The 22,005-nt window shown below is 75.4% G+C and carries 19 protein-coding genes, 1 tRNA gene and 1 pseudogene; 7 read left to right on the top strand and 14 right to left on the bottom strand.

Annotation, left to right across the window (positions count from 1 at the left end):
* On the bottom strand, nucleotides 1-193 hold a 193-nt coding region (locus R3E88_19890; GenBank protein ID MEZ4218743.1), incomplete at its 3' end, for a hypothetical protein.
* 205 nt (nucleotides 194-398) lie between these two features.
* Between R3E88_19890 and R3E88_19885 the strand changes: the two genes are divergently transcribed.
* The 3 genes from R3E88_19885 (at nucleotide 399) to R3E88_19875 (ending at nucleotide 3,820) form a co-directional block, all read left to right on the top strand.
* On the top strand, nucleotides 399-980 hold the full coding sequence (locus R3E88_19885; protein MEZ4218742.1) for a 1-acyl-sn-glycerol-3-phosphate acyltransferase: 582 nt from the start codon (nucleotides 399-401) through the stop codon (nucleotides 978-980).
* A 227-nt stretch (nucleotides 981-1,207) separates the two neighbouring features.
* Nucleotides 1,208-2,554, top strand: coding sequence for a 3-hydroxyacyl-CoA dehydrogenase family protein (locus tag R3E88_19880; protein ID MEZ4218741.1), 1,347 nt, complete (start codon nucleotides 1,208-1,210; stop codon nucleotides 2,552-2,554).
* Between the two features lie 30 nt (nucleotides 2,555-2,584).
* On the top strand, nucleotides 2,585-3,820 hold the full coding sequence (locus R3E88_19875) for an acetyl-CoA acetyltransferase (GenBank protein ID MEZ4218740.1): 1,236 nt from the start codon (nucleotides 2,585-2,587) through the stop codon (nucleotides 3,818-3,820).
* 34 nt (nucleotides 3,821-3,854) lie between these two features.
* Here R3E88_19875 and R3E88_19870 read toward each other — a convergent pair.
* The 6 genes and pseudogenes from R3E88_19870 to R3E88_19845 all read right to left on the bottom strand — a co-directional run bounded on the left by R3E88_19870 (nucleotide 3,855) and on the right by R3E88_19845 (nucleotide 11,070).
* Nucleotides 3,855-4,331: pseudogene (locus tag R3E88_19870) on the bottom strand (acyltransferase).
* A 17-nt stretch (nucleotides 4,332-4,348) separates the two neighbouring features.
* On the bottom strand, nucleotides 4,349-5,248 hold the full coding sequence (locus R3E88_19865) for a LamG-like jellyroll fold domain-containing protein (protein ID MEZ4218739.1): 900 nt from the start codon (nucleotides 5,246-5,248) through the stop codon (nucleotides 4,349-4,351).
* Between the two features lie 211 nt (nucleotides 5,249-5,459).
* Nucleotides 5,460-6,638, bottom strand: coding sequence for a hypothetical protein (locus tag R3E88_19860; protein ID MEZ4218738.1), 1,179 nt, complete (start codon nucleotides 6,636-6,638; stop codon nucleotides 5,460-5,462).
* Nucleotides 6,639-6,874: 236 nt separating this feature from the next.
* Nucleotides 6,875-8,308, bottom strand: a complete 1,434-nt coding sequence (locus R3E88_19855) for a TrkH family potassium uptake protein (GenBank protein MEZ4218737.1) — start codon at nucleotides 8,306-8,308, stop codon at nucleotides 6,875-6,877.
* A 4-nt stretch (nucleotides 8,309-8,312) separates the two neighbouring features.
* Entirely contained in the window at nucleotides 8,313-9,698 is a 1,386-nt protein-coding gene (trkA, locus tag R3E88_19850) for a Trk system potassium transporter TrkA (protein ID MEZ4218736.1), read from the bottom strand.
* A gap of 25 nt (nucleotides 9,699-9,723) precedes the next feature.
* A complete protein-coding gene (locus R3E88_19845) occupies nucleotides 9,724-11,070 on the bottom strand; it encodes a PQQ-dependent sugar dehydrogenase (protein MEZ4218735.1) in 1,347 nt (448 codons plus the stop codon).
* A 269-nt stretch (nucleotides 11,071-11,339) separates the two neighbouring features.
* On the opposite strand from R3E88_19845, the gene R3E88_19840 reads away from it, so the two are divergent.
* On the top strand, nucleotides 11,340-11,801 hold the full coding sequence (locus tag R3E88_19840) for a hypothetical protein (GenBank protein MEZ4218734.1): 462 nt from the start codon (nucleotides 11,340-11,342) through the stop codon (nucleotides 11,799-11,801).
* 91 nt (nucleotides 11,802-11,892) lie between these two features.
* Here the strand turns inward: R3E88_19840 and R3E88_19835 are convergent.
* Nucleotides 11,893-11,969: transfer RNA gene (locus tag R3E88_19835), tRNA-Met, on the bottom strand.
* Nucleotides 11,970-12,216: 247 nt separating this feature from the next.
* Between R3E88_19835 and R3E88_19830 the strand changes: the two genes are divergently transcribed.
* Nucleotides 12,217-12,822, top strand: a complete 606-nt coding sequence (locus R3E88_19830; GenBank protein ID MEZ4218733.1) for a DUF4124 domain-containing protein — start codon at nucleotides 12,217-12,219, stop codon at nucleotides 12,820-12,822.
* A 139-nt stretch (nucleotides 12,823-12,961) separates the two neighbouring features.
* On the opposite strand, the gene R3E88_19825 is transcribed toward R3E88_19830, so the two are convergent.
* From R3E88_19825 to R3E88_19815, 3 genes are read right to left on the bottom strand one after another with little or no spacing between them, the layout of a single operon-like run.
* On the bottom strand, nucleotides 12,962-13,462 hold the full coding sequence (locus R3E88_19825) for a hypothetical protein (protein ID MEZ4218732.1): 501 nt from the start codon (nucleotides 13,460-13,462) through the stop codon (nucleotides 12,962-12,964).
* 22 nt (nucleotides 13,463-13,484) lie between these two features.
* Entirely contained in the window at nucleotides 13,485-14,207 is a 723-nt protein-coding gene (locus R3E88_19820; GenBank protein ID MEZ4218731.1) for a response regulator, read from the bottom strand.
* Between the two features lie 18 nt (nucleotides 14,208-14,225).
* Nucleotides 14,226-14,717: a hypothetical protein gene (locus R3E88_19815; GenBank protein ID MEZ4218730.1), complete on the bottom strand. Its 492-nt coding sequence runs from the start codon at nucleotides 14,715-14,717 to the stop codon at nucleotides 14,226-14,228.
* Nucleotides 14,718-15,015: 298 nt separating this feature from the next.
* Here R3E88_19815 and R3E88_19810 point away from each other — a divergent pair, with 298 nt between their 5' ends.
* Complete coding sequence (locus tag R3E88_19810; protein MEZ4218729.1) at nucleotides 15,016-16,017, top strand: ROK family protein; 1,002 nt, start codon at nucleotides 15,016-15,018, stop codon at nucleotides 16,015-16,017.
* A 15-nt stretch (nucleotides 16,018-16,032) separates the two neighbouring features.
* On the opposite strand, the gene tgt is transcribed toward R3E88_19810, so the two are convergent.
* Genes tgt through R3E88_19795 form a run of 3 tightly spaced genes read right to left on the bottom strand, consistent with a single transcriptional unit; the run spans nucleotide 16,033 to nucleotide 19,761 of the window.
* Nucleotides 16,033-17,193 carry a tRNA guanosine(34) transglycosylase Tgt gene (tgt, locus tag R3E88_19805; protein ID MEZ4218728.1) on the bottom strand — a complete coding sequence of 387 codons (1,161 nt, stop codon included), beginning with the start codon at nucleotides 17,191-17,193 and terminating at the stop codon, nucleotides 16,033-16,035.
* Nucleotides 17,190-18,353, bottom strand: coding sequence for a tRNA preQ1(34) S-adenosylmethionine ribosyltransferase-isomerase QueA (gene queA / locus R3E88_19800; protein MEZ4218727.1), 1,164 nt, complete (start codon nucleotides 18,351-18,353; stop codon nucleotides 17,190-17,192). Before queA ends, tgt begins: the two co-directional genes overlap by 4 nt.
* Nucleotides 18,337-19,761 (bottom strand): family 10 glycosylhydrolase, encoded by a 1,425-nt coding sequence (locus R3E88_19795; GenBank protein ID MEZ4218726.1) that lies wholly within the window; start codon nucleotides 19,759-19,761, stop codon nucleotides 18,337-18,339. Before R3E88_19795 ends, queA begins: the two co-directional genes overlap by 17 nt.
* Nucleotides 19,762-19,940: 179 nt before the next feature.
* Here R3E88_19795 and R3E88_19790 point away from each other — a divergent pair, with 179 nt between their 5' ends.
* Complete coding sequence (locus tag R3E88_19790) at nucleotides 19,941-22,004, top strand: transglycosylase SLT domain-containing protein (protein ID MEZ4218725.1); 2,064 nt, start codon at nucleotides 19,941-19,943, stop codon at nucleotides 22,002-22,004.
* Nucleotide 22,005 lies beyond the last annotated feature (1 nt).

Here is a 22,005-nt window from a genome sequence, read left to right as displayed (position 1 = left end):
TGCGCGGGGGCGCGACGCGCCCTTCGACGATGTCGGCGAGGCGCTCGCGGTAGGCGGCGAGGTCGCGCTCGGGGACGAGGCCGCGCGCGACGACGAAGCCGTGCTCCCAGTAGTGGGCGAGCATCGCGTCGGTGATCGCGCTCGTCGCGTGCGCGCGGTCGCCGGGAGCGGAAGCGGGTGCGGGGTCGGCCATGGGATCCTCCAGGGGCCGGCTCGGCGTATAGCGCATCGGCGAAGCGACCGGTCTCGTCGCGCGTCCGGCCGGCGTCGCGGCGCGGCCGCACGGGAGTCGTGTGCGAGCCGTGTGCGAGGCGTGTGCGGCAGGGGGCCGCACGTCGGGCCCGCGCTGCTAGTCTCCGCCGCCCGCGTCCGCGCGGCCCCGCGGAGAGGCGACGCCCGTGAAGATCAAGCGCCTGCTGGCGCGCCTCGTCCTGCTCGTCACGCGGTGGCGCGTCGCGCCGCCCGTCCCGTCGTCGCGGCACTTCGTGCTGATCGCCGCGCCGCACACCTCGAACTGGGATCTCCTCCACCTGCTGTCGCTCGCGTGGTCGGTCGGTGTGCCGGTGTCGTGGATGGGCAAGCACCAGCTCTTCCGCGGGCCGATGGGCCCCGTGATGCGCGCGCTCGGCGGCATCCCGGTCCGCCGCGATCGCCGCAACGACCTCGTCGCGCAGGTGGCCGCGCTCTTCCGCGAGCGCGACGAGCTCGTCGTCGTCGTGCCGGCCGAGGCGACGCGCTCGCGCGCGGAGTACTGGAAGTCGGGCTTCTATCGCATCGCGCAGGCCGCGGGCGTGCCCGTCCACATGGGATTCCTCGACTACGCGACGCACACGGGCGGCTTCGGCGCGTTCTTCGTGCCGTCGGGCGACGTGCGCGCGGACATGGACGTCGTTCGCGCCTTCTATGCCGACAAGCAGCCGCGCTACCCCGACTGCTTCGGGCCGATCCGGCTGCGCGACGAGGAGCCCGCACAGGGCTGACTGGCAGTCGCGCGCGCGCTGCCGGCAGGCCGTGCGCAGCGATCGTCGCGTCGCGCGTCGCCGCAGCGACGCGCGCCCGCGAAGTGATTGACGATCCATCCCCGGCAGCGCAATCTCGGGACTTCGCGGCGGAATGGCGCCGGAGCGCTCGCTCCCACCGTCCATCCGCACGCGGTGGAGTCCGGTCGCCGCGCGGCCCCCGAAGCAGAGTCGAGATCACCCCCACCATGGCTGGAACCGATGCCCTCAGTGCGAGCGAGGTCCGCCGACTCGCTCGCAGTCGCAACCTCGAGCACGTCGTCGTCCTCGGCGCGAACGGAACGATGGGATACGGCAGCGCGGCGCTGTTCACGCAAGCCGTTCCCAAGGTGACGTTCCTCGCGCGCACGAAGGAGAAGGCCGAGCAGGGCCTCGCCGCCGCGATCAAGCAGGTGCGCTCGCCCACCGTCGCCGACGCGGCGACGTGCGGGAGCTACGAGGCCGATCTCGCCTCCGCGCTCGCCACGGCCGACCTCGTCTTCGAGGCCCTCACCGAGGACGTCGCGCTCAAGCGCGACATGTTCGACCAGGTCGAGAAGTTCCGGCGCGACGACGCGATCGTCGCGACGGTCACGTCGGGGCTCTCGATCGACGGCCTGTGCGAAGGGCGCGGCGAGTCGTTCCGCCGCCACTTCCTCGGCCTCCACTTCTTCAATCCGCCGAACGTGATCGTCGGAACCGAGCTCGTCGCCGGGCGCGACACCGATTCCGACGTCGTCGACTTCGTCGAGGCGTTCTCGCGGCTGCGGCTCGGGCGCGAGATCGTGCGCACGCACGACACGCCCGCGTTCGCCGGCAATCGCGTCGGCTTCAAGGTGCTGAACGAGTGCGCGCAGCTCGCCGAGGAGCACGGGCCGCACTACGTCGACACCGTCGTCGGCCCCTACACGGGGCGCGCGCTCACGCCGCTCGCGACGGTCGACCTCGTCGGCTGGGACATCCACAAGGCGATCGTCGACAACGTCTACGCGAACTGTGAGGACGAGGCGCGCGCCACCAACCGGCTTCCCGGCTACATGGACGCGCTGATCGCGAAGGGCGTGCTCGGCGACAAGACGAAGGGCGGCTTCTTCAAGCGCGACGGCAAGGTGCGGCTCGCGCTCGACGTCGCGAGCGGGAGCTACAAGCCGGTCGCCGAGATCGCGCTCCCGGAGCTCGCCTACCTCGAATCCGTCACGTCGCTCCACCACCAGGGCCGCTACGCCGAGGCGATGCAGGCCTTCGCGACCGCGCGCTGCCCGCACGCCGCGCGCGCGCGCAAGGTGGTCGCCGGCTACGTCGCCTACGCCTTCCAGCGCGTCGGCGAGGTCACCGACTCGATCGACGGCATCGATCGGATCATGGGCGCCGGCTTCAACTGGGCGCCGCCGTCCGTGCTCGTCGACGTGCTCACGCCGCGCACGGTGGTCGCGATGATCGCGGAGGCGGGCCTCGACGTCCCGGCCGCGCTCGAGAAGCTCGCGAAGCCGAAGCGGCCGAAGCAGCTGTTCCACGCGCCCCACGTCAACATCGGCAAGTACTTCGTCGCCGCCTAGCGACACGCCACCGGAGAGAGGGTTCGAGCGATGGCCAAGGGATCGGACGTCTACGTTCTCGGCGGGTACCAGACGGACTTCGCGCGCAACTGGACGAAGGAAGGCAAGCACTTCTCGGCCTTGATGCGGGAAGGCGTGCGCGGCGCGCTCGAGCGCTGCGACATCGCGCCCGAGGAGGTCGAGAGCGCGCACGTCGGCAACTTCGCCGCCGAGCTCTACTGCATGCAGGGGCACCTCGGCGCGTTCTTCACCGAGGTCGACCCGGCCTTCAGCGGCCTGCCGACCGGGCGCCACGAGGCGGCGTGCGCGTCGGGCAGCATCGCGCTGCTCGCGGCGTCGGCGGAGATCGAGGCCGGCCGCTACGACCTGCAGGCCGTCGTCGGCATCGAGCAGATGAAGACGGTCTCCGCCGCCGAGGGCGGCGCGTACCTCGGCACGGCCGCGTGGTACGAGGAGGAGGCCGAGGGCGTCGAGTTCCCGTTCCCGAAGCTCTTCGGGCGCCTCGGCGACGAGTACGACAAGCGCTACGGCCTGAAGGACGAGTACCTCGCGGAGATCAGCAAGATCAACTACGCGAACGCGAAGCTGAACCCGAACGCGCAGACGCGCACCTGGTACATGAACAAGCAGCACGCGCTGTGCCGCACGGACGACAACCCGGCGGTCGGCGGCCGCATCCGCATCGCCGACTGCTCGCAGGTCACGGACGGCGCGGTCTGCGTCTTCCTCGCATCGGCCGACTACGCGAAGGAGTGGGCGAAGGGGCGGGGGCTCAAGCTCAAGGACGTCCCGCGCATCAAGGGCTGGGGCCACAACACGGCGCGCCTGCGCTTCTCGGACAAGGTCGCGGAGAGCGAGGGCCAGAAGTACGTGCTCCCGCACGTGCGCTCGACGATCACGTCGGCGATGAAGCGCGCGGGCGTGGCGAGCGCGAAGCAGATCGACGTGATCGAGACGCACGACTGCTTCACGACCTCGGAGTACATGGCGATCGACCACTTCGGCATCACGAAGCCCGGCGAGAGCTGGAAGGCGATCGAGGCCGGCTGGCTCGAGATCGACGGCAAGCACCCGATCAACCCGAGCGGCGGGCTGATCGGCGCGGGCCATCCGGTCGGCGCGACCGGCGTGCGGCAGCTGCTCGACGCGTATCTCCAGGTGACGGAGCAGGCCGGCGACTACCAGGTCGAGGGCGCGAAGACCGTCCAGACGCTGAACATCGGCGGGAGCGGCACGACGAGCGTGAGCTTCGTCGTCGGCGTCTGAGGCGCGGCAGTCCGCTCTCGCGGTGGCCGGGCTAGCGGTCGCCCACTTCGCCGATCGGGCGCGCGGGGTTGCCCGCGACGATGGCGCCGGGGGCGACCGAGCGCGTCACCACGGCGCCGGCGCCCACCATCGCGCGCTCGCCGATCTCGAGGCCCGCGAGGATCGTCGCGTTGGCGCCGATCGACGCGCCGCGCCGCACGAGCGTGCGCGGCCAGCGCTCCGGACGGCGGCGGCTCCGCGGGAACAGGTCGTTCGTGAACGTCGCGTTCGGCCCGACGAACACGTCGTCCTCGAGCTCGACGCCGTCCCAGAGCTGGACGCCGCTCTTCACCGTCACGCGGTCGCCGACGACGACCGCCCCCTCGATGAACACGTGGCTGCAGATGTTGCAGTCGCGCCCGATGCGCGCGCCGTCGAGCACGTAGGCGAACGCCCAGACGCGCGTTCCGGCGCCGACGTGGGGCGTCTCGCAGAGCGCGTGCGCGTGGACGAACGGGGCGGCGTCGGACACGGCCGCCGAGCATAACGTCAGCGGCGCGGCGGCGCCCCGGCCCGGCGCGGTCGCGACCCGCGCCGCATCGCGAGCACCGCGGTTCCGAGCGCGACGAGCGCGCCGGTCGACGGCTCGGGCACCAGGAATCCGCTCGGCCCGAGCGCGGCGTTCGAGATCCGCAGCTCGTCGATCGTCCCCTGGCCGGCGCTCGCGTAGTCCATCAGCACGCCGACCTCGACCGCGGTGCCGGGCAGCAGCACGAGCGGCGCGCCGTCGGGGCCGTCGAACGTCGCGACGACGAGGCCGTCGACGTAGAAGGTCGCGACGCCGAACACCTCGTCGTAGACGAACGCGTAGTGGCTCCAGGCGGCGTCCATGTCGTCGACGCCCGAGAACGAGAAGCGCGTCGGCGTGCCGCCGACGTCGACGTGCCAGGTGACGTCGAGCGAGTTCGGATCCGTGACGACGATGCCGTCGAGTCCGCCGCTCGACATGCGGAACGGAGTGGCGACCGACTCGACGGTCCGCGCCCAGAACTCGACCGTGATGCTCGTGACGGCGAGCTCGGGGTACCACGCGGCCGCGGCGTTGATGCCGTTCGTGCCGCCCTGCGCGGTCGCGCCGAGGCTCGAGGCATTCGTCGAGAAGGTGAGCGGCACGACGCCGGTCGGGAGGTTCGCGCCGTCGAGCGTCGCCTCGGCGGACACGAGCGCGGTCCCGAAGGCGACCTCGTTCGGCGTCGAGAGTCCCGCTGCGCTCGGGTCGTCGTCGACCTCCATCCGCCAGTAGCCGATCGTCGTTGCGCCGGCGGGGCCAGGGACGAGCACCGACGCACCGCCGGCGAGGACGAGCGCGGCGGCGAGGGCGGCGCCGAGCCCGCGCGCGGCGCTGCGGCGTCGGTTTCGGGGCGGCGCGAGGGGCGTGGCACGGCGCATCGGGCGGAGCTCCTCCGCACGGCGATCCGCCGTGCGCACGGCCGCGTGCATCGGCGAGCGCGCGTCTCGACTCGAGGTTCGGGCGGCCGCGCGGCGCGCGCGCGCGCGGCGCGGCGGACGCGTTGAAGCCGGAGCGGATCGCAGCGCGTCGCGCGCGAAGGAGGCGCGCCGCGCTCGCGCGCCGGGGAGGAGGGAGCGGAGGGGCGAGCGGCTAGGGAACGAGCTGCACGGGGCCCGCGCGCACGACCGCGGCGAGCGCCTCGCGCGCCGCGGCCTCCCGGGCGGCGTCGACGGCCATCGCGACGCCGTAGCCGCGGACGAGCGCGTCGACGGCCGCCTCGCAGGCCGGGGCCCCGTCCCCGCCCGCGCGAACCACGAAGACGTGCGCCGCGCCGTCGCGCGCGCCGGTGCTCCGGCGCGCATCCCGCGGCGCGGCGCAGCGCGCGTCGGCGGTCACGAGGACGATCCGGCGCTCGCGACCGCGCGCGTCGTCGCCCGCTGCGAGGAGCCGCGCGGCCGCCGCGAGGGCGGTCGGAGCCGCGCCGTCCGAGCCCGGGGCGGCGATCGCCTCACCGCCCTCGTCGTCCGGCTCCGCGCTCGTCGCGTCGCCCGCCCGGAGCGCGTCGAGCGCCGCCTCGGCCTCGCGCGACGCGCGCGGCCCGCGCGGCCCGAGCGGGAGCGCGATGCGCGGCGTCGGGTCCAACGCGAGGATGGCGAGCCGGTCGACGTGCGCCGGGTCGCTCTCCGCGAGTGCGTCGAGCACGAGCGCTGCGGTGCGTGCGACGTCGGCTCGCGCGGTGCTCGTGCCGCGGCGATCGACGACGAGGGCGACGTCCCGCGGTGCGACGGTCGCGATCGCGGTCGCGCGCGCGTCGCCGGCCCACGCACCGCGCGCGACGAGTCCGCTCTGCCGCGCGGCGACGGCGCCGCGATGGAGGGTGACGCGGTAGGCGGGCGCTCCGGGGGCGAGGCCGCCGGGCGCGAAGGCGCGACGGGCCGCGTCGTAGCGGCCGACCTCGAAGTCGGCGGCGAGCGCGCGCGGAGCGGTGACACCGGCCTCGCGCCGCGCCTCCTCGGCACCCGCGCGCGCGAGCGCGGCGAGCGCGTCCGGGCGCGCGCCCGCTCGCAGCGCGGCACCGGCGCGCAGCGCGGCGGCATCGGCCAGGCGCTGCAGCTGCGCGCGCCCGCTCGTCGGGTAGCCGCCTTCGAGCTCGACGGCCCCGAGCGCGAGCGCGCCGGCGGCGGCGAGAGCGACCGCGAACGGAAGCGTCGCGACGCGCAGCGCGCGCGCGGTCGGGTGCGCGTCGCGCGTCGGCGCGTGCGCACGCGGTGCGGCCGGCGAGACGAGTCGCCGGTGCGCGGGAGTGCTGCGGACGGCGGGGGCGGACATCGTCGCGGCTCGCTCCGGTCGCGTGCGCGAGCCGTTCGCGCACGGCGGTCGTCGGTGCGAAGAGCAAGCCGTGTGCCGGCGGCGCCGCGCGCGGCGCCGCGCGCGCGCCGGCGCGCACCTCCGCGCGTCGATGCGCGCGGCCTGCCAGCGCGGTGCGCGGTGCGAGGGGAGCCGGCGTTCCGCGCGCGCGGAAGGTCGCTTCCGCTGCCGGTCCCGCGAGCGGTGGTCGGCGTCGCCTAGCGACGCCAGAAGGCCGGCTGGAAGAGCGCGAGCAGGGCGAAGAACTCGAGTCGCCCGAGCCACATCAGGAAGACCATGAGCAGCTTCTGCCAGTCGGCGAACGCGGCGAAGTGGCCCGACGGGCCGACCGCCGCGAGGCCGGGGCCGACGTTGCCGAGCGTCGCGATCGACGCCGTCGCCGCCGTCACGAGGTCCGCGTCGCCGACGGACAGCAGCAGCGCCCCGGCTCCCCAGGCGAACATCCACAGGATCAGGAAGCTCGCGACGCCGCCGACGCTCTCGTTGGGTACGGGCTTTCCGCCGACCACGACGGCCATCACGGCGCGCGGGCTGTAGATGAGGCGCACCTCGCGCATGGTGGCGCGCCACCCGACGAGCACGCGGATCAGCTTCGCGCCGCCCGCGGTCGAGCCCGCGCAGCCGCCGACGAACATGAGCGCGACGAGCAGCGCGCGCGAGAAGTCCGGCCAGCGGTCGAAGTCGGCGGTCGCGAACCCCGTGGTGGTGAGGATCGAGGCGACCGCGAATGCCGCGTCGAGCACCGGGATCGGCGCCTCGCGCAGCGCGCCGTCGAGCGCGACGAGGGCGGTCGCTCCGGCGAGCAGCGCACCGTAGAACCACAGCTCCGCGTCGCGCAGGGCCGCCGCGCTGCGCGTGTGCGCGATCGCCCAGTAGATCGAGAAGTTCGCGCCGGCCGCGGCCATGAAGAGCACGACGACGGCCTGCGCCGGCGCGCCGAAGCGCCCCATCGACGCGGCGTACGGCGAGAAGCCTCCCGTCGAGACGGTGGCGAACGTGTGCGTGAGGGAGTCGTAGAGGTCGAGCCCGCACGCGAGGAGCGCGACCACCTCGAGCGCGGACATCACGAGGTAGACGCGGAAGAGCGCCGCCGCGGTGTGCTGCACGCGCGCGTGGAGGATCTCGGCCTTGGGGCCCGGCACCTCGAGCTTGAACAGGAAGCGCGCGCCGGGCCCGAGCTCGGAGAGCAGCGCGACGAACAGCACGATGATGCCGATGCCGCCGAGCCACTGCGTGAAGCCGCGCCAGAACAGGATGCCGCGTCCCGCGCCCTCGATGTCCGTGAGGACCGACGCGCCCGTCGTCGTGAAGCCGGACGCGGATTCGAAGAGCGCGTCGGCGAGGCCCGGGATCGCGCCGCTCGCGACGTAGGGCAGGGCGCCCGTGATCGACGCCAGGGCCCACGCGCCGACGACGATGCCGACGCCTTCCCGCCGGTAGAGCTCGCCCTCGCTCGTGCCGAGCGCGTAGAGCGCGCCGCCGAGCAGCGCGGTCGCGGCCGAGCTCTCGAGGAAGGCGCGCACCGCGTGCGTCTCCCCCGCGAGCCAGCTCCACGCGATCGGGAGCAGCTGCGCGGCGGCGAGGATCGCGGCGAGCAGTCCGAGGATGCGCGCGACGCGCCGGACGTTCATCGGCCTACAGGCCCTCGGAGCCGGGGAACGCGAGCTGGACGAGCGCGAGCTCGGAGCGGTGGACGAACAGGATCACCTCGTCTCCGACCTCGATCCGATCGTCGCCGCCGGGCACGAGCGCGTCGTCGCCGCGCAGGATCGCCGCGACGATGAGGCCGCGCGGCACGACGATGTCCGCGAGCCGCGCGCCCGCGGCCGGGCTCGCGGGCTGGATGCGGCGCCGCACGAAGCGGGCCTCGCCGCTGTCGAGCGTGCTGATGCTCGCCTGGTAGTCGTTGTCGATGTACTCGCGGATGCGCTCGGCGGCGACGACGCGCGGCGACACGATGTCGAGCAGGCCGACCTTGTGCCACAGCGTCGACGTCTCGCTGCGCTCGACGAGCGCCGTGATGTGCCGGACGCCGAGCTCCTGCGCGAGCAGGCACGCCATCAGGTTGCTCTCGTCGTGCCCGGTGAGCGCGATGAAGGCGTGCGCCTCCGCGACGCCCTCGGCGGCGAGCGTCGACGGGTCGGTGGCGTCGCCGTGGATGATCTCGAAGCTCGGGAACTCGGCGGCGAGCGCCTCGGCGCGCGCGCGATCGAGCTCGATCCACTTCACGCGCCGCGTCCGGCGCCCGAGCGCGCGGACCACGGAGCGCGCGGTCTTGCCGCCACCGGCGACCACGATCAGGCCGAGCTGCTTCGAGTGCGCGCTGATCTTGCGCTCGACCTCGTCGATCACCGAGCTGCGCGCGAAGATCAGCGCGTCGTCGCCGGGCCGCGCGCGATCCTCGCCCGTCGGCACGACGAGGCGCTGCTCGCCCTGGCTCGACAGGAAGGCGAGCACCAGGCTGTGCTTCGGGAGGCGCGCCTGCGCGAGCGTGCCGTCGAGCAGGATCGAGCCCGGCTCGATGTGCGTCTTGCGCAGCTGCAACGCGCCGCGCGCGAGGTACTCGACCTCGAGCGTGTTGTAGCCGAGCACGTGGTTGAGGATGCGCGTCGTGGCCAGGAGCTGCGTCGAGAGCAGCAGGTCGGCCTGGAACGCCTGCTCGTAGGTCGAGCCGTGGAACGTGATGTCGTCGGACGTCGAGAGGCGCACGACGGTGCGCGGCGCACCGGCGCGCTTCGCGAGCAGCGCGGCGGCGAGGTTCGCCTCGTCCGACGAGCTCGCGGCCACGAACAGGTCGCAGCGCGCGACCTCGGCGGCCTCGAGCGTGCGCACGTGGCTGCCGTTGCCGTGGACGAACCCGACGTCGAGCTGCTCCTCGACGATCGGCCGCTTCTCCTCGCTGTGATCGATGATCGTGACCGTGTGGCCCGCGCGCGAGAGCGTGAGCGCGAGGTGGCGGCCCACCTCGCCCGCCCCCATCACGACATAGCGTCGCGGCGTCTTCGTCCTGGCTTGCGACATCGAGGCGGTGGGGGTCCTTCGCGCTTCAGGCGACGTCGTCGCGCGGGGCGGGGAGGCGGCGCGTAGGTTCGAGGATCCGCCCCGCGCTGTCGACCGCTCCGCCCGCGCCGGTCCGGCGCGGGCCCGAGCGACCGCGGTGTGCGCCGCGCAGCGCGCCGAGCGCCGCGAGCGCGGAGACGGCCGCCGCAGCGGCGCCCGGCTCCGGGACGTGCACCAGCTCGCCGTGCGAGAGGTCGACGAGGTAGAGCTCGCCGTCGGCGTCCTCCCCGAAGCTCGTGACGATGCCCCCGACCGCCGCGACCTCCTCGAACGTCCAGCTGCCCGAGCCCGGCGACGACTCGCTCGCCGCCCACACGCGACCCGGCGAGCAGCCCTCGGAGAAGAAGTAGAGGCCGTTGAGCGCCGTCGACTGCGTGCCGCGGTGGCGGAAGCCGCCCGTGATCGACTCGCACGGGTTCGCGTGGGCGTACACGAGGATCGGGAGCTCGAGACCGGTGGTGTTGCAGCCGGTCGTCGGCGGCCGGCAGATGTCGCCCTCCATCACCTTCCAGCCGAAGTCGAGCCCGCCCGCGCTCGCGGCGGGCTCGAACGACACCTCCTCGCGCGCGCCCTGTCCGACGTCGCCGATGTACATGTCGCCCGTCGCGCGATCGAAGCTGAAGCGCCAGGGGTTGCGCAGCCCGTAGGCCCAGATCTCGGGCAGCGCGGGCGGCGCGTTCGCGAACGGGTTCGTCGCGGGGACGGCGTAGCTCTTGCCCGGGTCGGTCGCGTCGACGTCGATGCGCAGCATCTTGCCGAGCAGCGTCGTGAGCGTCTGCCCGTTGTTGTTGGGATCGTTGCCCGAGCCGCCGTCGCCGCTCCCGATGTAGAGGTAGCCGTCGGGCCCGAAGTGCAGGTCGCCGCCGTTGTGGTTCGCGAAGGGCTGCGCGTACTGGAGGAGCACGAGCTCGCTCGTCGCGTCGAGCTGGTTCGGGTCGCCCGGCAGCAGCGCGAAGCGCGAGACGATGCTGTCGCCATCGTTCGCATTGGCGGGATCGTCGAGCGTGTAGCTCACGTACACGTAGGGCGTGTTCGGGAAGTCGGGGTGGAAGGCCATGCCGAACAGGCCCTGCTCGCCCTGCGTGAGGACGCGCGCGTCGATGTCGAGGAAGGGCGTCGCGAGGATCTGCGCGCCGTCCCAGATGCGGATGCGCCCGCCGAGCTCGGTCACGAAGAGCCGCGTGAGGTCGCCGGGCGCCGATCGCACCGCGCTCGGGGCGGCGAAGCCGTTCGCGATGGGCGTGAGCACGACGTCGATCGCGCCCGCCGGCGAAGCGGCGGCGAGCGCGAGGGCGAGCGCGAGGGCCCGGGCGGCGAGCAGTGTCCTTCGCATCGCGGCGAGCCTACCGTGGCGCGGCCGGACGCGCGCTCGCCGCGCGGTCCGGCTGCGGAGGACGGGCCCATGGCGGCGACGAACCGGGCGCGGTGCGTTCTCGCGCGCGTGCGGAGACGCGCGGCCGCGCTCGTCGCGCTCGCGGCGACGGCGAGCCTCGCGGCTCCGATGCCGGCGGCCAGCGAGGGCGCGGACGGCGCGGACACGCGCGCCGCGCCCGCCGCGCGGCGGGCGACCTCGAGGCGCGCGCGGCGCAGACGCGCGTGCGCGTGCGCGAGGCGCGCGCGCGCGGCGACGCGCTCGAGGCCCTGCGGCGCGAGCTGCTCGACGAGCGCATCCCCGAGCTCGCGCTTCGTCTCGACGCGCTGCGCGAGGCCGCCGGCGCGCTGCGCGACGAGGCGCCCGCGCTCGCGCGCGACGGCGTCGAGCTGGCCGTCGAGTCCTGCTGGCCGAAGTGGCGCCGCTGGCTCGCGGCGGACAAGTACCTGTTTCGCGCGCTCGTGCGCGTCGACGACGGCGTCGCGCTCCGCTCGCTCGCCGTGCGCGAGCCGTCGAACGGCGATCTCGACCTCGTGCGCATCCCGGCCGCGCGCCCCCGCGACGACGGCGAAGCGGGCGTGCAGTACGAGATCTTCGATTCGTTCAAGACGTGGGGAGCGCGCGCGGAGCTCGTCGCGGAGGACGCGCGCGGGCGCGAACACGCCGTCGCGTTCGAGTGCGAGCTTCGTTAGGCGAGGAGCGCCGCGCGCGGGCGCCGCCCGTCGCGCGGCCCCGAACGACGAACGCCCAGGGCCGGAAGGCGCCTGGGCGTTCGAAGGAAGGTGGTAGCGGGGGCCGGATTCGAACCGACGACCTCCGGGTTATGAGCCCGACGAGCTACCAGACTGCTCTACCCCGCAACAACAGGAGGCGTTTTTTAGCCCAACGAAGCCGCCTGTCAACGCGCGCAGTTGCCGGAGCCGTGCGGCCCGCCTGCCCCCAAGCCATTGAAAAAGCTGAAGAATCCTGCACCGTAGGAAGCGGGTTGGACACGCGGCGCACTCGCCGTGGCGCGTGGCCTCCCGCCCGGCGCCGCCGCTGGCGCGACGGACCCGGGCTCTCGCGACTCGCCTGCACCTGCTGCGGAACATGCGGAGGCTGGACTCGATGGGCAATCGGAATCGACTCGTTCGCGCGCTGCTCGGCGCGCCGCTCCTCGCGGCGCTCGCCGCGCCGGCCTTCGCCGGCACGGTCTACTCGTGGGTCACCGAAGACGGGACCTACGCCTTCGCGGACACGCTCAAGCGCGTGCCGAACCGCTACCGCGACCAGGTGACGACGCGGCAGCTCGGGCGCCTCACGAGCTACGAGCGCTGGACGCCGAGCAACCTGCGGGTGAAGGGCGACCACACGGATCGCCTCGCGAGCAACCTGGAGCGCCTGCGCGAGGTGAACGCCGAGCTCGACCGCACGGCGCGCGGACCGAAGCGCGTGCACGCGCGCGGCGGCGCCGCGAACGCGCCGAGCCTGCTGGTGCGGACGCACCGCAACGGGAGCGGCCTCAACCTCCCGCTGACCGGCGACGCCCCGGTCGTCCTCGAGAGCGTGCGCACCAAGCTCGACGGCGAGGACGCGACCCGCGGCGTCACGCTCGTCCGCCAGGGCGGCGAGGTGATCGCGGTGTTCAAGGGCCACAACAACAGCCGCAGCGTCGTCGAGGTCGACGTCGACGACCTGCTCGACGACCGCGCGATCGACGAGACCACGAACTAGCGCGCGTCCACGATACTGGGAAGGAGAGGGCGGCGAGCCGGAAGGCCGCCGCCCCGACCGGGAACGCAGGGCCCCGCTCGGCCGCGCCGAGCGGGGCTCCTCGCGTCCGGGGAAGCGCGCGCGGACGACGCGCGGGGGCCTAGCGGGACGGCAGGCTGCCGCGGAGGCCTTCGAAGTCGCGCTCGACCTCGTCGAGCCAGTTGCCGGAGATCTCGGCCTCGCGCGCGCGCTCGTAGAACTCGGCGATCTCCTCCTGGAGCGATCCGATCGCGTGCTCGGAGTCGCGCAGGCGCTCTTCGATGTCGGCGCGCTGCGCGCCCTGGAAGCGCAGGTTGTGTCGCGTGCGCGTCCGCTCCTCGAACGCCTGGCGATGGCGCTGCAGCGCGTCCCGCAGCTCGGCGAGCAGGTCGCGGTAGGTGCGCTGCCAGTCGGCGCGGATCGAGGCCTCGCGCTCGTTCGTCGCGAGCGCGCGCTCGGCGCGCGCGCGCAGGCTCTCGGCCTGCGTCTCGTCGGCGGCCGGCGTGCTCGTCGCGGGCGCGGCCGGCGCACCCGCGCGTCCGACGCCGGCCGCGAGGCCGACGACCGCGACGAGTGCGACGGCGGCGACGAGCGCGAGCGAGCGGGCGCGGCGGGGCGTCATGACGGTCTCCTCGCTTCCCGGCTCAGGCCGTGGCCGGCAGGGTCGGCGACTTCTCGGTGTGCTCGAACACGTAGTCCTCGAGCGCGCGCAGCGCGCGGGCGTCGAGCCGCAGGAAGCGCAGCCCCTGTCCGAACCGCCGCGCGCCGTGTGCCGCCGGTCGCGTCCACACCACCTCGGCGCTCGGGGCGATCGAGCGCGTCGACCCCGGAATGCGGAACGCGAGCTCGACCTCCGGGCCGCTCGGCAGCGGCTCCGGGAGCTCGACGAAGGCGCCCCCGCGCGACAGGTTGCGCAGCGTTCCCTCGCTCGCCTCTCCGGCGACGCGCAGCTGCACGGGCTCGGCCGTGTCGACGCGCGGCCGGCCGACCGGGCGCGCGTGGCGCGTCAGCCGCCCGACCGATTCGAGCAGCGAGGTCCGCGACAGCGGCTTCGTCAGCACGTCCGTCGCGCCCGCGCGGATCGCGCGCGCGTGGTCCTCCGGGTCGTCCGTCCCGATCAGCACCACGACCGGCGTGTAGGCGAGCAGCGCGTCGCGCCGGATGCGCGCGCACAGCTCGGCGCCGTCGCAGACGGGCATGTCGAGGTCGGTGATGACGACGTCGGGACGCTCGCGGCGCGCGGTCTCGAGCGCCTCGGCCGCGCTGCCCGCGGCGAGCACGCGACCCGAACGCGCCAGGAACAGCGCGCCGAGGTCGCGGAACCACTGCATCTCGTCGACGATCAGGATCGTGCGGTCGCGGCCCACGCTGCGCCTCGCGCTCCGCTAGTCCGCGTCCGTCGCGGGCGCGGCGGGGGCCGGCTTCGCGACGAAGGCGTCGAGCCCGCGGAAGGACGGACGCACGCGCCAGTGGTTGCCGACGCCGGGCTCCCGGTACCACTCCTGCGTCTCGTGGATCGTGACCTCGAGCGGCGAGGTCGGCGTGTACGCGAAGTACGTCACGGAGACCGTCGTCCCGCCCTCCTCGCCGAAGCGGAGGCGCTCGGACTCGTAGTCGGTGAAGCGCAGCTCGCGGAAGCTCGGGAGCTGCGCGAGGAAATCCTCGCGGCGTTCCGGGTCGACGAAGGCCGACGCCTTCTCGAACTCGCTCCAGCGCACGAACAGCGTGTACCGCTCCTGCGCCTCCTCGAGCGTGAGCTCGCGCTGCAGCGGGTCCTTCCAGCGGATCTCGCCGAACGCGCAGCCCGCGAGGACGGCGACCGAGGCGAGCGCGAGGGCGAGCAGCAGGCGCGTGCGGGCGCGAGCCGAGCGATGCATGGAGCCTCCGGTGCCGGCTCTCGACCGGCGCGTGCGCTGGCAGCGCTGCCGCAGCCCTCGCACGAATCGAGCGTTCTCCCGCGGCTTTTCCCGATCGAGCCGCGGCCGCGCCCTTCTTCGGCCGGGTCGCGCGCGGGCCTGAGCGCGAAGCCGGGCGCGGGGTCGCGGAGCGCTGCCGGGGGAGGGGGCGTGATACGGTCGGCGCCGCGCGACCGGGTGTCTGCGACGTCGCGCACCGCGCGACGGCGGGCGCGGAGCGCGCAGCGAGACGGGCACGGAGCACGGGGGGCGGGGCGACGTGGCGGAGGAGGGCGCGCCCACGGGCGAGCGACGCTCGCTCGTCGCGGGCGTGGACATCGGCGGCACGAAGGTCGCGTTCGCGATCGCGGACGGCGCGGGTCGGCTGCTCCTGCAGCGCCGCCGCCCGACGGAGCCCTCGGGCTCGGCCGCCCGCGACCTCGCGCGCATGGCGGACGACCTGCGGGCGATGCTCGCGGAGCTCGGCGCGACGCCGTCCGCGCTCGCCGCCGTCGGCGTCTCCGTGCCGGGCCCGATGGATCCCGAGGCGGGCGTGCTGCTGCGTCCGCCGAACCTCCCCGGCTGGCAGCGCGCGCCCGTGCGCGCCGCGCTCGAGGCTGCGCTCGGCTGCCCGGTCGCGATCGAGAACGACGCCAACGCCGCGGCGCTCGCGGAGTGGCGCTTCGGCGCGGGCCGCGGCCACCGCGACCTCGTCTACCTCACGATGTCGACCGGCGTCGGCGGCGGCCTCGTGCTCGACGGACGCCTCCACCGCGGCGCGCGCGCGGGTGCGGGCGAGGTCGGCCACGTCGCCGTCGAGTGGCCGGGCGAGACCTGCGGCTGCGGGCTGCGCGGCTGCCTCGAGGCCTACGTCGGTGGACGCGCGTGGACGCAGCGCCTGCAGCGCGCGACGCCCGCGGACAGCCTCGTCGCACGACTCGCGGGCGGGGCCGCCCTCGCGCGCCCCGAGCACGTCGTCGAGGCCGCGCGTGCGGGCTGCGCGTTCGCGCTCTCCGAGCTCGACCGCTTCAACGAATACCTCGCGCGCGGGATCGCCGCGCTCGCGTTCACGCTCGACCCGGCCCTCGTCGTGCTCGGCACGATCTGCGTCGCGGCGGGCGAGGACCTCTGCTTCGCGCCGCTGCGCGCGAAGCTGCGCGCGCGCCTGTGGCCCGAGTTCGCGGACCATCTCGCGATCGCGCCGGCCGCGCTCGGCGACGAGCTGCCCGCGCGCGCCGGCGTCGGCGTCGCGCTCCACGCGCTCGACGCTGCGCGCGCCTGACGACGCGCGCGCCGACTACACGCGGCGCTGCACGGCGGCGAGCTGCTCGGCGCGGAACGCCTCGAAGCGCCCGGCGCGGATCGCGTCGCGGCTGCGCTCGAGCAGCCGCAGGTAGAAGCGCAGGTTGTGCAGCGTGCACAGGCGCGCGCCGAGCGCCTCGCCCGTGTGGATCAGGTGGCGCAGGTATGCCCGTCCGTGGCCCGTGCAGGCCGGGCAGTCGCACGCGGGGTCGAGCGGGCGCGCGTCGTCGCGGAAGCGCGCGGCGCGGATCGGGAGCACGCCCTCGCTCGTGAACAGGTTGCCGTGGCGGGCGTTGCGCGTCGGCACGACGCAGTCGAACAGGTCGACGCCGACGGCGATCGCGTCGAGCAGGTCCTCCGGCCGGCCGAGGCCCATCAGGTAGCGCGGAGCGGCGGCCGGCAACGCCTCGTGCGCGCGCGCGACGAGCTCGACGCGCAGCGCGCGGTCCTCGCCGAGGCCGAGCCCGCCGTGCGCGTAGCCGTCGAAGCCGATCGCGGCGGTCGCGGCCGCGCTCGCCGCGCGCAGGTCGCCGAACGCGCCGCCCTGCACGATGCCGAAGACCGCCTGGTCGGGGCGCCGGCGCGCCGCCGCGCACCGCGCGGCCCAGCGCTCGGTGCGCGCCATCGCGCGCTCGGCCGCGGCGCGCGCCGCACCGCCTCCGGCCTCGATCGGCTGGCACTCGTCGAGCGCCATCGCGACGTCCGGCCCGAGCGCCTCCTGGATCGCGATCGCGCTCTCGGGCGTCAGCGTGCGGCGGCGTCCGTCGAGGGGCGAGGTGAACGCGATGCCCTGCTCGTCGAGCTGCATGCGATCGGCGAGCGACGTGACCTGGAACCCGCCGCTGTCCGTGAGCCAGGGACCGTCCCAGCCCGTGAAGCCGTGGAGCCCGCCGAGCGACGCGATCACGTCCTCGCCCGGTCGCTCGTGCAGGTGATAGGTGTTCGCGAGCAGGATCTGCGCGCCGATCGCGCGCAGGTCGTCGGGCCCCACGCCGCGCACGGCGCCGTACGTCGCCACGCTCATGAAGGCGGGCGTCTCGACGACGCCGTGTGGCGTCGTGAGCCGACCGGCGCGCGCCGCGCCGCTGCGCGCCTCGACCGCGAACGCGAAGCCGCGCGCGCGCTCGACCGGCGCATCGTCCTGCGCGCCGCTCACAGGATCAGCATCGCGTCGCCATAGGAGTAGAAGCGGTAGCCCGCGTCGACCGCGCGGCGGTACGCGTCGAGCACGCGCTCGCGCCCGGCGAAGGCGCACACGAGCAGCAGCAGCGACGAGCGGGGCAGGTGGAAGTTCGTCAGCAGCGCGTCGACGACGCGGAAGCGGTCGCCGGGCGCGAGGAAGAGATCGGTCTCGCCCTCGCGCGCGCACACGTGCCCGGGCGACGCGGCGTCCGCGCACGTTTCGAGCACGCGCGTCGTCGTGGTCCCGACGGCGACGACGCGCCCGCCGCGCGCGCGTGTCCGCGCGATCGCGGCCGCCGTCCCGGACGGGAGGACATAGCGTTCGCGGTGGAGCCGCTTCGCGGCGAGGTCGTCGCGCCGCAGCGGCCGGAAGGTGCCGACGCCGACGTGCAGCACGACGGACGCGACCTCGACGCCGCGCGCCGCGAGTCGCTCGAGCAGCGCCTCGGTGAGGTGGAGCCCGGCCGTCGGCGCGGCGACGGCGCCGTCCGCGTCCGCGAACACCGTCTGGTAGCGCGCGCCGTCGCACGGGTGGGCGCCGCGCGGGCGGCGGATGTAGGGCGGCAGCGGCGGCTCGCCCCACGCATACGGGGAGGCGTCGCCGGGGAAGGCGAGCACGACCTCGCCGTCGGCTCCGACGCGCTCGACGCGCGCGGGCAGCGGCGCGCGCGCGCCGTGCGCGTCGTCGAGGGCGAGCTCGACGCCTTCGCGCAGCCGACCGCGGTGGCGCAGCAGCGCGCGGAAGCGGCGCTCGGCGCCCTGCGCGCCGTCCTCGGTCGGGTCCGCAGCGCCGCTCGCGGCCCGCGCGTCGCCGGGCGCGCCGTCCTCGGGCCCGAGCAGCAGCACCTCGGCGCGGCCGCCGGACGTCTTGCGGCCGCGCAGGCGCGCGGGCACGACGCGCGTGCGATTCACGACGAGCAGGTCGCCGGGCGCGAGCAGGGCGGGGAGGTCGCGCACGCGCGCGTCCGCTTCCGGGGCGGGCGACGCGCCGTGCTCCACACCGGTCGCCGCGCCGCGGCGCAGCACGAACAGGCGCGCGTCCTCGCGCTCGGCGGCCGGCGCCTGCGCGATCGACGACGCGGGCAGCGCGAAGTCGTAGTCCGCGAGCTCGGGGAGGTCAGCGTCGCCCGTCATCGGCGCCGTCCGCTCCGTCCGTCGCCGCGGCCGCGGGCGGCGCGCTCGCCGCAGCGGCGGACGCCTCCGCGGGCGGCGCGGCGAGCGCCGCGAGCAGCGCCTCGCCGCCCGGCTCCTTCATCGCGTCGTACGAGAAGAGCGCCGCGTCGACGAGCCCGGCGTCGCGCGCGATCGCGAGCTGCGCGCGGGCGCGCTCGGGGGCGCGCGCGAACAGCCACACGCCGACGCCCGCCCAGACCCTTCCGTCCCGTCCGTCGGCGCTTCGGGCATCGCGTCCGTCGTCGCCGCCCGCGACGTGCGCGAAGTGCTCGGCCTGGTAGCGGAAGAGCCGATCGTCGAGCGTGTAGATCATGGGTACGGCGAAGTCGAGGAGCCCGTCCTCGAGCCAGCGCCGCCAGTCCTGCGCGAGCGTCAGATAGGCGCGGTCCGCGTACGGGATGACGGCGGCCGACACCTCGATCGACGGCGCGCGCGCGCGCGCGTCCGCGGCGATCGCGGCGACGAGCGCGGTCACCTGCTCGCGCCGCCACGCGTCCCAGCGCTCGAGGTTCACCATGTTCGCGGCGCTCGGCGCGGTGAGGCCCGTCTCGCGCTGGAAGCGCGCGCGCGAGCCCTCGCCGTACCCGAAGTCGAGACCGACGCCGAAGCGCGACCCGGGAACGAACGGCAGCACGCCGGGATGGCGGATGTAGTCGAGGTGCAGACCGTCGAGCGCGGGGTAGCGCGCGAGCAGCTCGCCGAACGTCGCCACGATGCGCTCGCGCACGCCCGGTGCGGCGGGGTCGAGGTAGAGCCCGGGCGTGCCCATCCGGTACCAGCTGCGGTCGGGCTCGGGCACCTCGTAGCCCGGGTAGTCGAGCAGCGAGCGGCCACGGCGATCGACGAGGACGGCGTCGCGGCCGAGCGCCTGCACGATCGGCGCCTCCGCGTTCTGCGACAGCGAGAGGACGTTCACCCACGCGTGCACGCGCACCCCGCGCTCGTGTGCGCGCGCGAGCAGCCGGGCGAGCGGGTCGACGCCGTTCGCGGCGACGGCGGCGCGGAAGGGCGCGGCATCGGCGAGCGTCGCGTCGTACCACGCGCGCCCGCCGCGGTAGACCTGCACGAAGAGGTCGCGCGCGCCGAGCGCCTCGGCGTCGTCGAGCAGCGCGTCGATGCGCGGCGCGTGCTCGAGGACGCGCTGCGAGCCCTCCGCCAGCACCCACAGCGCGCGTCGCGGCGCGGCGGGGCGGGCCGCGCGCGCGTCGGCGGGCGGCTCCTCGCGCGGTGCGGCCGGTGCGCGCGTCGCCGGCGGCTCGTCGCCGCCGCACGCGGCGAGCGCCGCGACCGCCGCGAGCGCGAGAGCGCGCGCGGCGCGGCACCGGACGGTGAGGAGCGAGCGCGCGGCGGGGAGGGCGTGCGTCGACAAGGTCGCGCAAACCTACCGCAGACCCATCGGCGACGAGGCGCGCGCGCGCCCGTGTCCGAGCGACGCGCGCCCGCGCGAGCGCGCTCCGGCCCGCGCGATGCCGACCGCTTGGATCGCGACGGCGGCTCGCGCACAATCGGGCCCGCGCGCGCGCGACCGCGCCGCGCGAAGGGGGGCTCGTGGTCGTCTCCAGGACGCAGACGGCGCGCCGGCGCTCGCGCCGCGCCGCCCTTGCGCTCGCGTGCGCGCTCGCCGCGGCGTGCTGCGCGCTCGCTGCGACGGGCGCGGCACCGCCCGCGCCCGCGTTGCCGTCGGACCCGGCGGCGCTGCTGCGCGACGCGCGCGCGCGGCTTCGCGACGGCGAGCTCGACGCCGCGGTCGCGCTCCTCGAGCGCGCGGCGCGCGAGCACCCGGTCATCGGCGACCACGCGACGGCGCTGCGCGCGCGGGCACTGCTCGCGGCGGGCGACCGGCCGGGCGGCGTGGCCGCGCTGCTCGAGGCGATCGAGCGCTTCCCCGCATCGCGCCTGCGCCCCGACCTCTACCGCGAGCTCGGCGACGCGCGGCTCGCGTTCGGCGACGAGGGCGGGGCGCGCTCGGCCTGGCAGGCCGCGCTCGCGGGCACGCGCGACGGCGCGATGCGCGCCTCGCTGCAGGCGGCGGTCGCGGGCTCGTACGAGCGCGTCGGCGAGGCCGCGAAGGCGTACGAGGCCTACCGCGAGCTCTGGTCGCGCTACCCGACGAGCGCGCAGGCGCGCGAGGCCTCGGCGCGTCTCGATGCACTCGAGGCGGCCGGCGTCGCCGCACCGCGGACCGCGAACGACTGGCGGCGGCGCGGCGACGAGCTCTTCCGTCGCCACCACAACGCGGGCGCGCTCGAGAGCTACGACCGCGCGCTCGCGCTCGGGCTGAAGAAGGCCTCCGAGCGCAGCGTGCGCATGCAGCGCGCGCACACGCTGTTCCGCATGCGCCGCTATCCCGAGGCGGTCGAGGCCTTCGCGGCGCTTCCGCGCACGGCGGAGTCGCGCCTGTGGCACGCGCGCTCGCTCGCGCGCGCCGATCGCGTTCCCGAGTCGATCGAGGCGTTCGAGACGCTCGCGCGCGAGGGCAACGGCGCGATCGGCATCCGCTCGATGTACCTCGCGGGCCTGCTGCTCGACGGCCGCGACTTCCACGAGCGCGCGCGCGCGCACTTCGAGCGCGTCGCGGCGAGCCGCGAGTACGCGGACCTCGCGCAGGGCGCGCTCTGGCGCCTCGCGTGGCGCGAGTACCGCGACGGCGACTGCGCGGCGGCGCTTCCGCGCCTCGGCCGCCTCGTCGAGATCGAGAAGGACGCCGTCGTGGCGCTGCAGTACCGCTACTGGCGCGCGCGCTGCCTCGAGAAGCTCGGGCGGCCCGAGGCGCAGACCGAGTTCGCCGCGATGGCCGACGCGTTCCCGTTCACGTACTACGGGTGGCGCGCGAGCTTCCGGGTCGCGTCGCCGCCGGCGGCGACGCCGACGCGCACCGCGCGCAAGCTCGCCGACGGCGCGCTCTCGCTCGGCTTCGCGCAGACGCTGCGCGCGCGCATCCTGCTCGGCGCGGGCTACGACGACCTCGCGCGCGACGAGCTGCGCGTCCTGTCGGGACGCGTGCGGTCGCTCGCCGACCGCCTCGAGCTCGCGCGCCTCATGAGCGACGCCGGCGACTACAACGGCGCCCAGCTGCTGATCGTGTCGCGCCACGTCGGGCTGCTCGCGGGGGGCCCCGTCCCGCGCCGCGAGGATCTGTGGTGGCACGCGTGGCCGGCGGCGTTCCCCGACGAGGTCGACCGCGCCGTCGCGCGACCGGGCGCCGCCGACCGCGAGCTCGTCTACGCGATCATGCGCGAGGAGAGCAGCTACCGACCGACCGTGCTCTCGCCGTCCGGCGCCTACGGCCTGATGCAGATCATGCCCGCGACGGGCGCGAAGCTCGCGCGCGACGTCGGGCGCACGCCGTTCGCCACCGACGACCTGCTCGTCCCGGAGGTGAACGTCGAGCTCGGCGCCCGCTACCTCGGCCAGCTCTCCGCGCGCTTCCCGGAGCGCCTGTCGGCGGCGATCGCGAGCTACAACGCCGGCCCCGGCGCGGTCAGCGAGTGGATCGCGCGCGACCCGGCCGCGCCCGACGACGAGTGGGTCGAGGCGATCCCGTACGACGAGACGCGCGGCTACGTGAAGCGCGTGCTCCGCAGCCTGCACGCCTACCGCGTGCTCTACTGAC

The organism is Myxococcota bacterium, assembly GCA_041389495.1.
Taxonomy (GTDB): domain Bacteria; phylum Myxococcota_A; class UBA9160; order UBA9160; family UBA4427; genus JAWKRT01.
The sequence above is the reverse complement of the archived record's forward strand: the minus strand, read 5'-3'. Positions and strand labels throughout refer to the sequence as shown.

Excerpts from the sequence above, each read along its gene's own strand:
- queA (MEZ4218727.1), bottom strand. The coding sequence starts at position 18,353 with ATGACGGGCGACGCTGACCTCCCCGAGCTCGCGGACTACGACTTCGCG.
- trkA (MEZ4218736.1), bottom strand. The coding sequence starts at position 9,698 with ATGTCGCAAGCCAGGACGAAGACGCCGCGACGCTATGTCGTGATGGGG.
- R3E88_19880 (MEZ4218741.1), top strand. The coding sequence starts at position 1,208 with ATGGCTGGAACCGATGCCCTCAGTGCGAGCGAGGTCCGCCGACTCGCT.
- R3E88_19860 (MEZ4218738.1), bottom strand. The coding sequence starts at position 6,638 with ATGTCCGCCCCCGCCGTCCGCAGCACTCCCGCGCACCGGCGACTCGTC.
- R3E88_19830 (MEZ4218733.1), top strand. The coding sequence starts at position 12,217 with ATGGGCAATCGGAATCGACTCGTTCGCGCGCTGCTCGGCGCGCCGCTC.
- R3E88_19865 (MEZ4218739.1), bottom strand. The coding sequence starts at position 5,248 with ATGCGCCGTGCCACGCCCCTCGCGCCGCCCCGAAACCGACGCCGCAGC.
- R3E88_19815 (MEZ4218730.1), bottom strand. The coding sequence starts at position 14,717 with ATGCATCGCTCGGCTCGCGCCCGCACGCGCCTGCTGCTCGCCCTCGCG.
- R3E88_19825 (MEZ4218732.1), bottom strand. The coding sequence starts at position 13,462 with ATGACGCCCCGCCGCGCCCGCTCGCTCGCGCTCGTCGCCGCCGTCGCA.
- R3E88_19845 (MEZ4218735.1), bottom strand. The coding sequence starts at position 11,070 with ATGCGAAGGACACTGCTCGCCGCCCGGGCCCTCGCGCTCGCCCTCGCG.
- R3E88_19875 (MEZ4218740.1), top strand. The coding sequence starts at position 2,585 with ATGGCCAAGGGATCGGACGTCTACGTTCTCGGCGGGTACCAGACGGAC.
- R3E88_19855 (MEZ4218737.1), bottom strand. The coding sequence starts at position 8,308 with ATGAACGTCCGGCGCGTCGCGCGCATCCTCGGACTGCTCGCCGCGATC.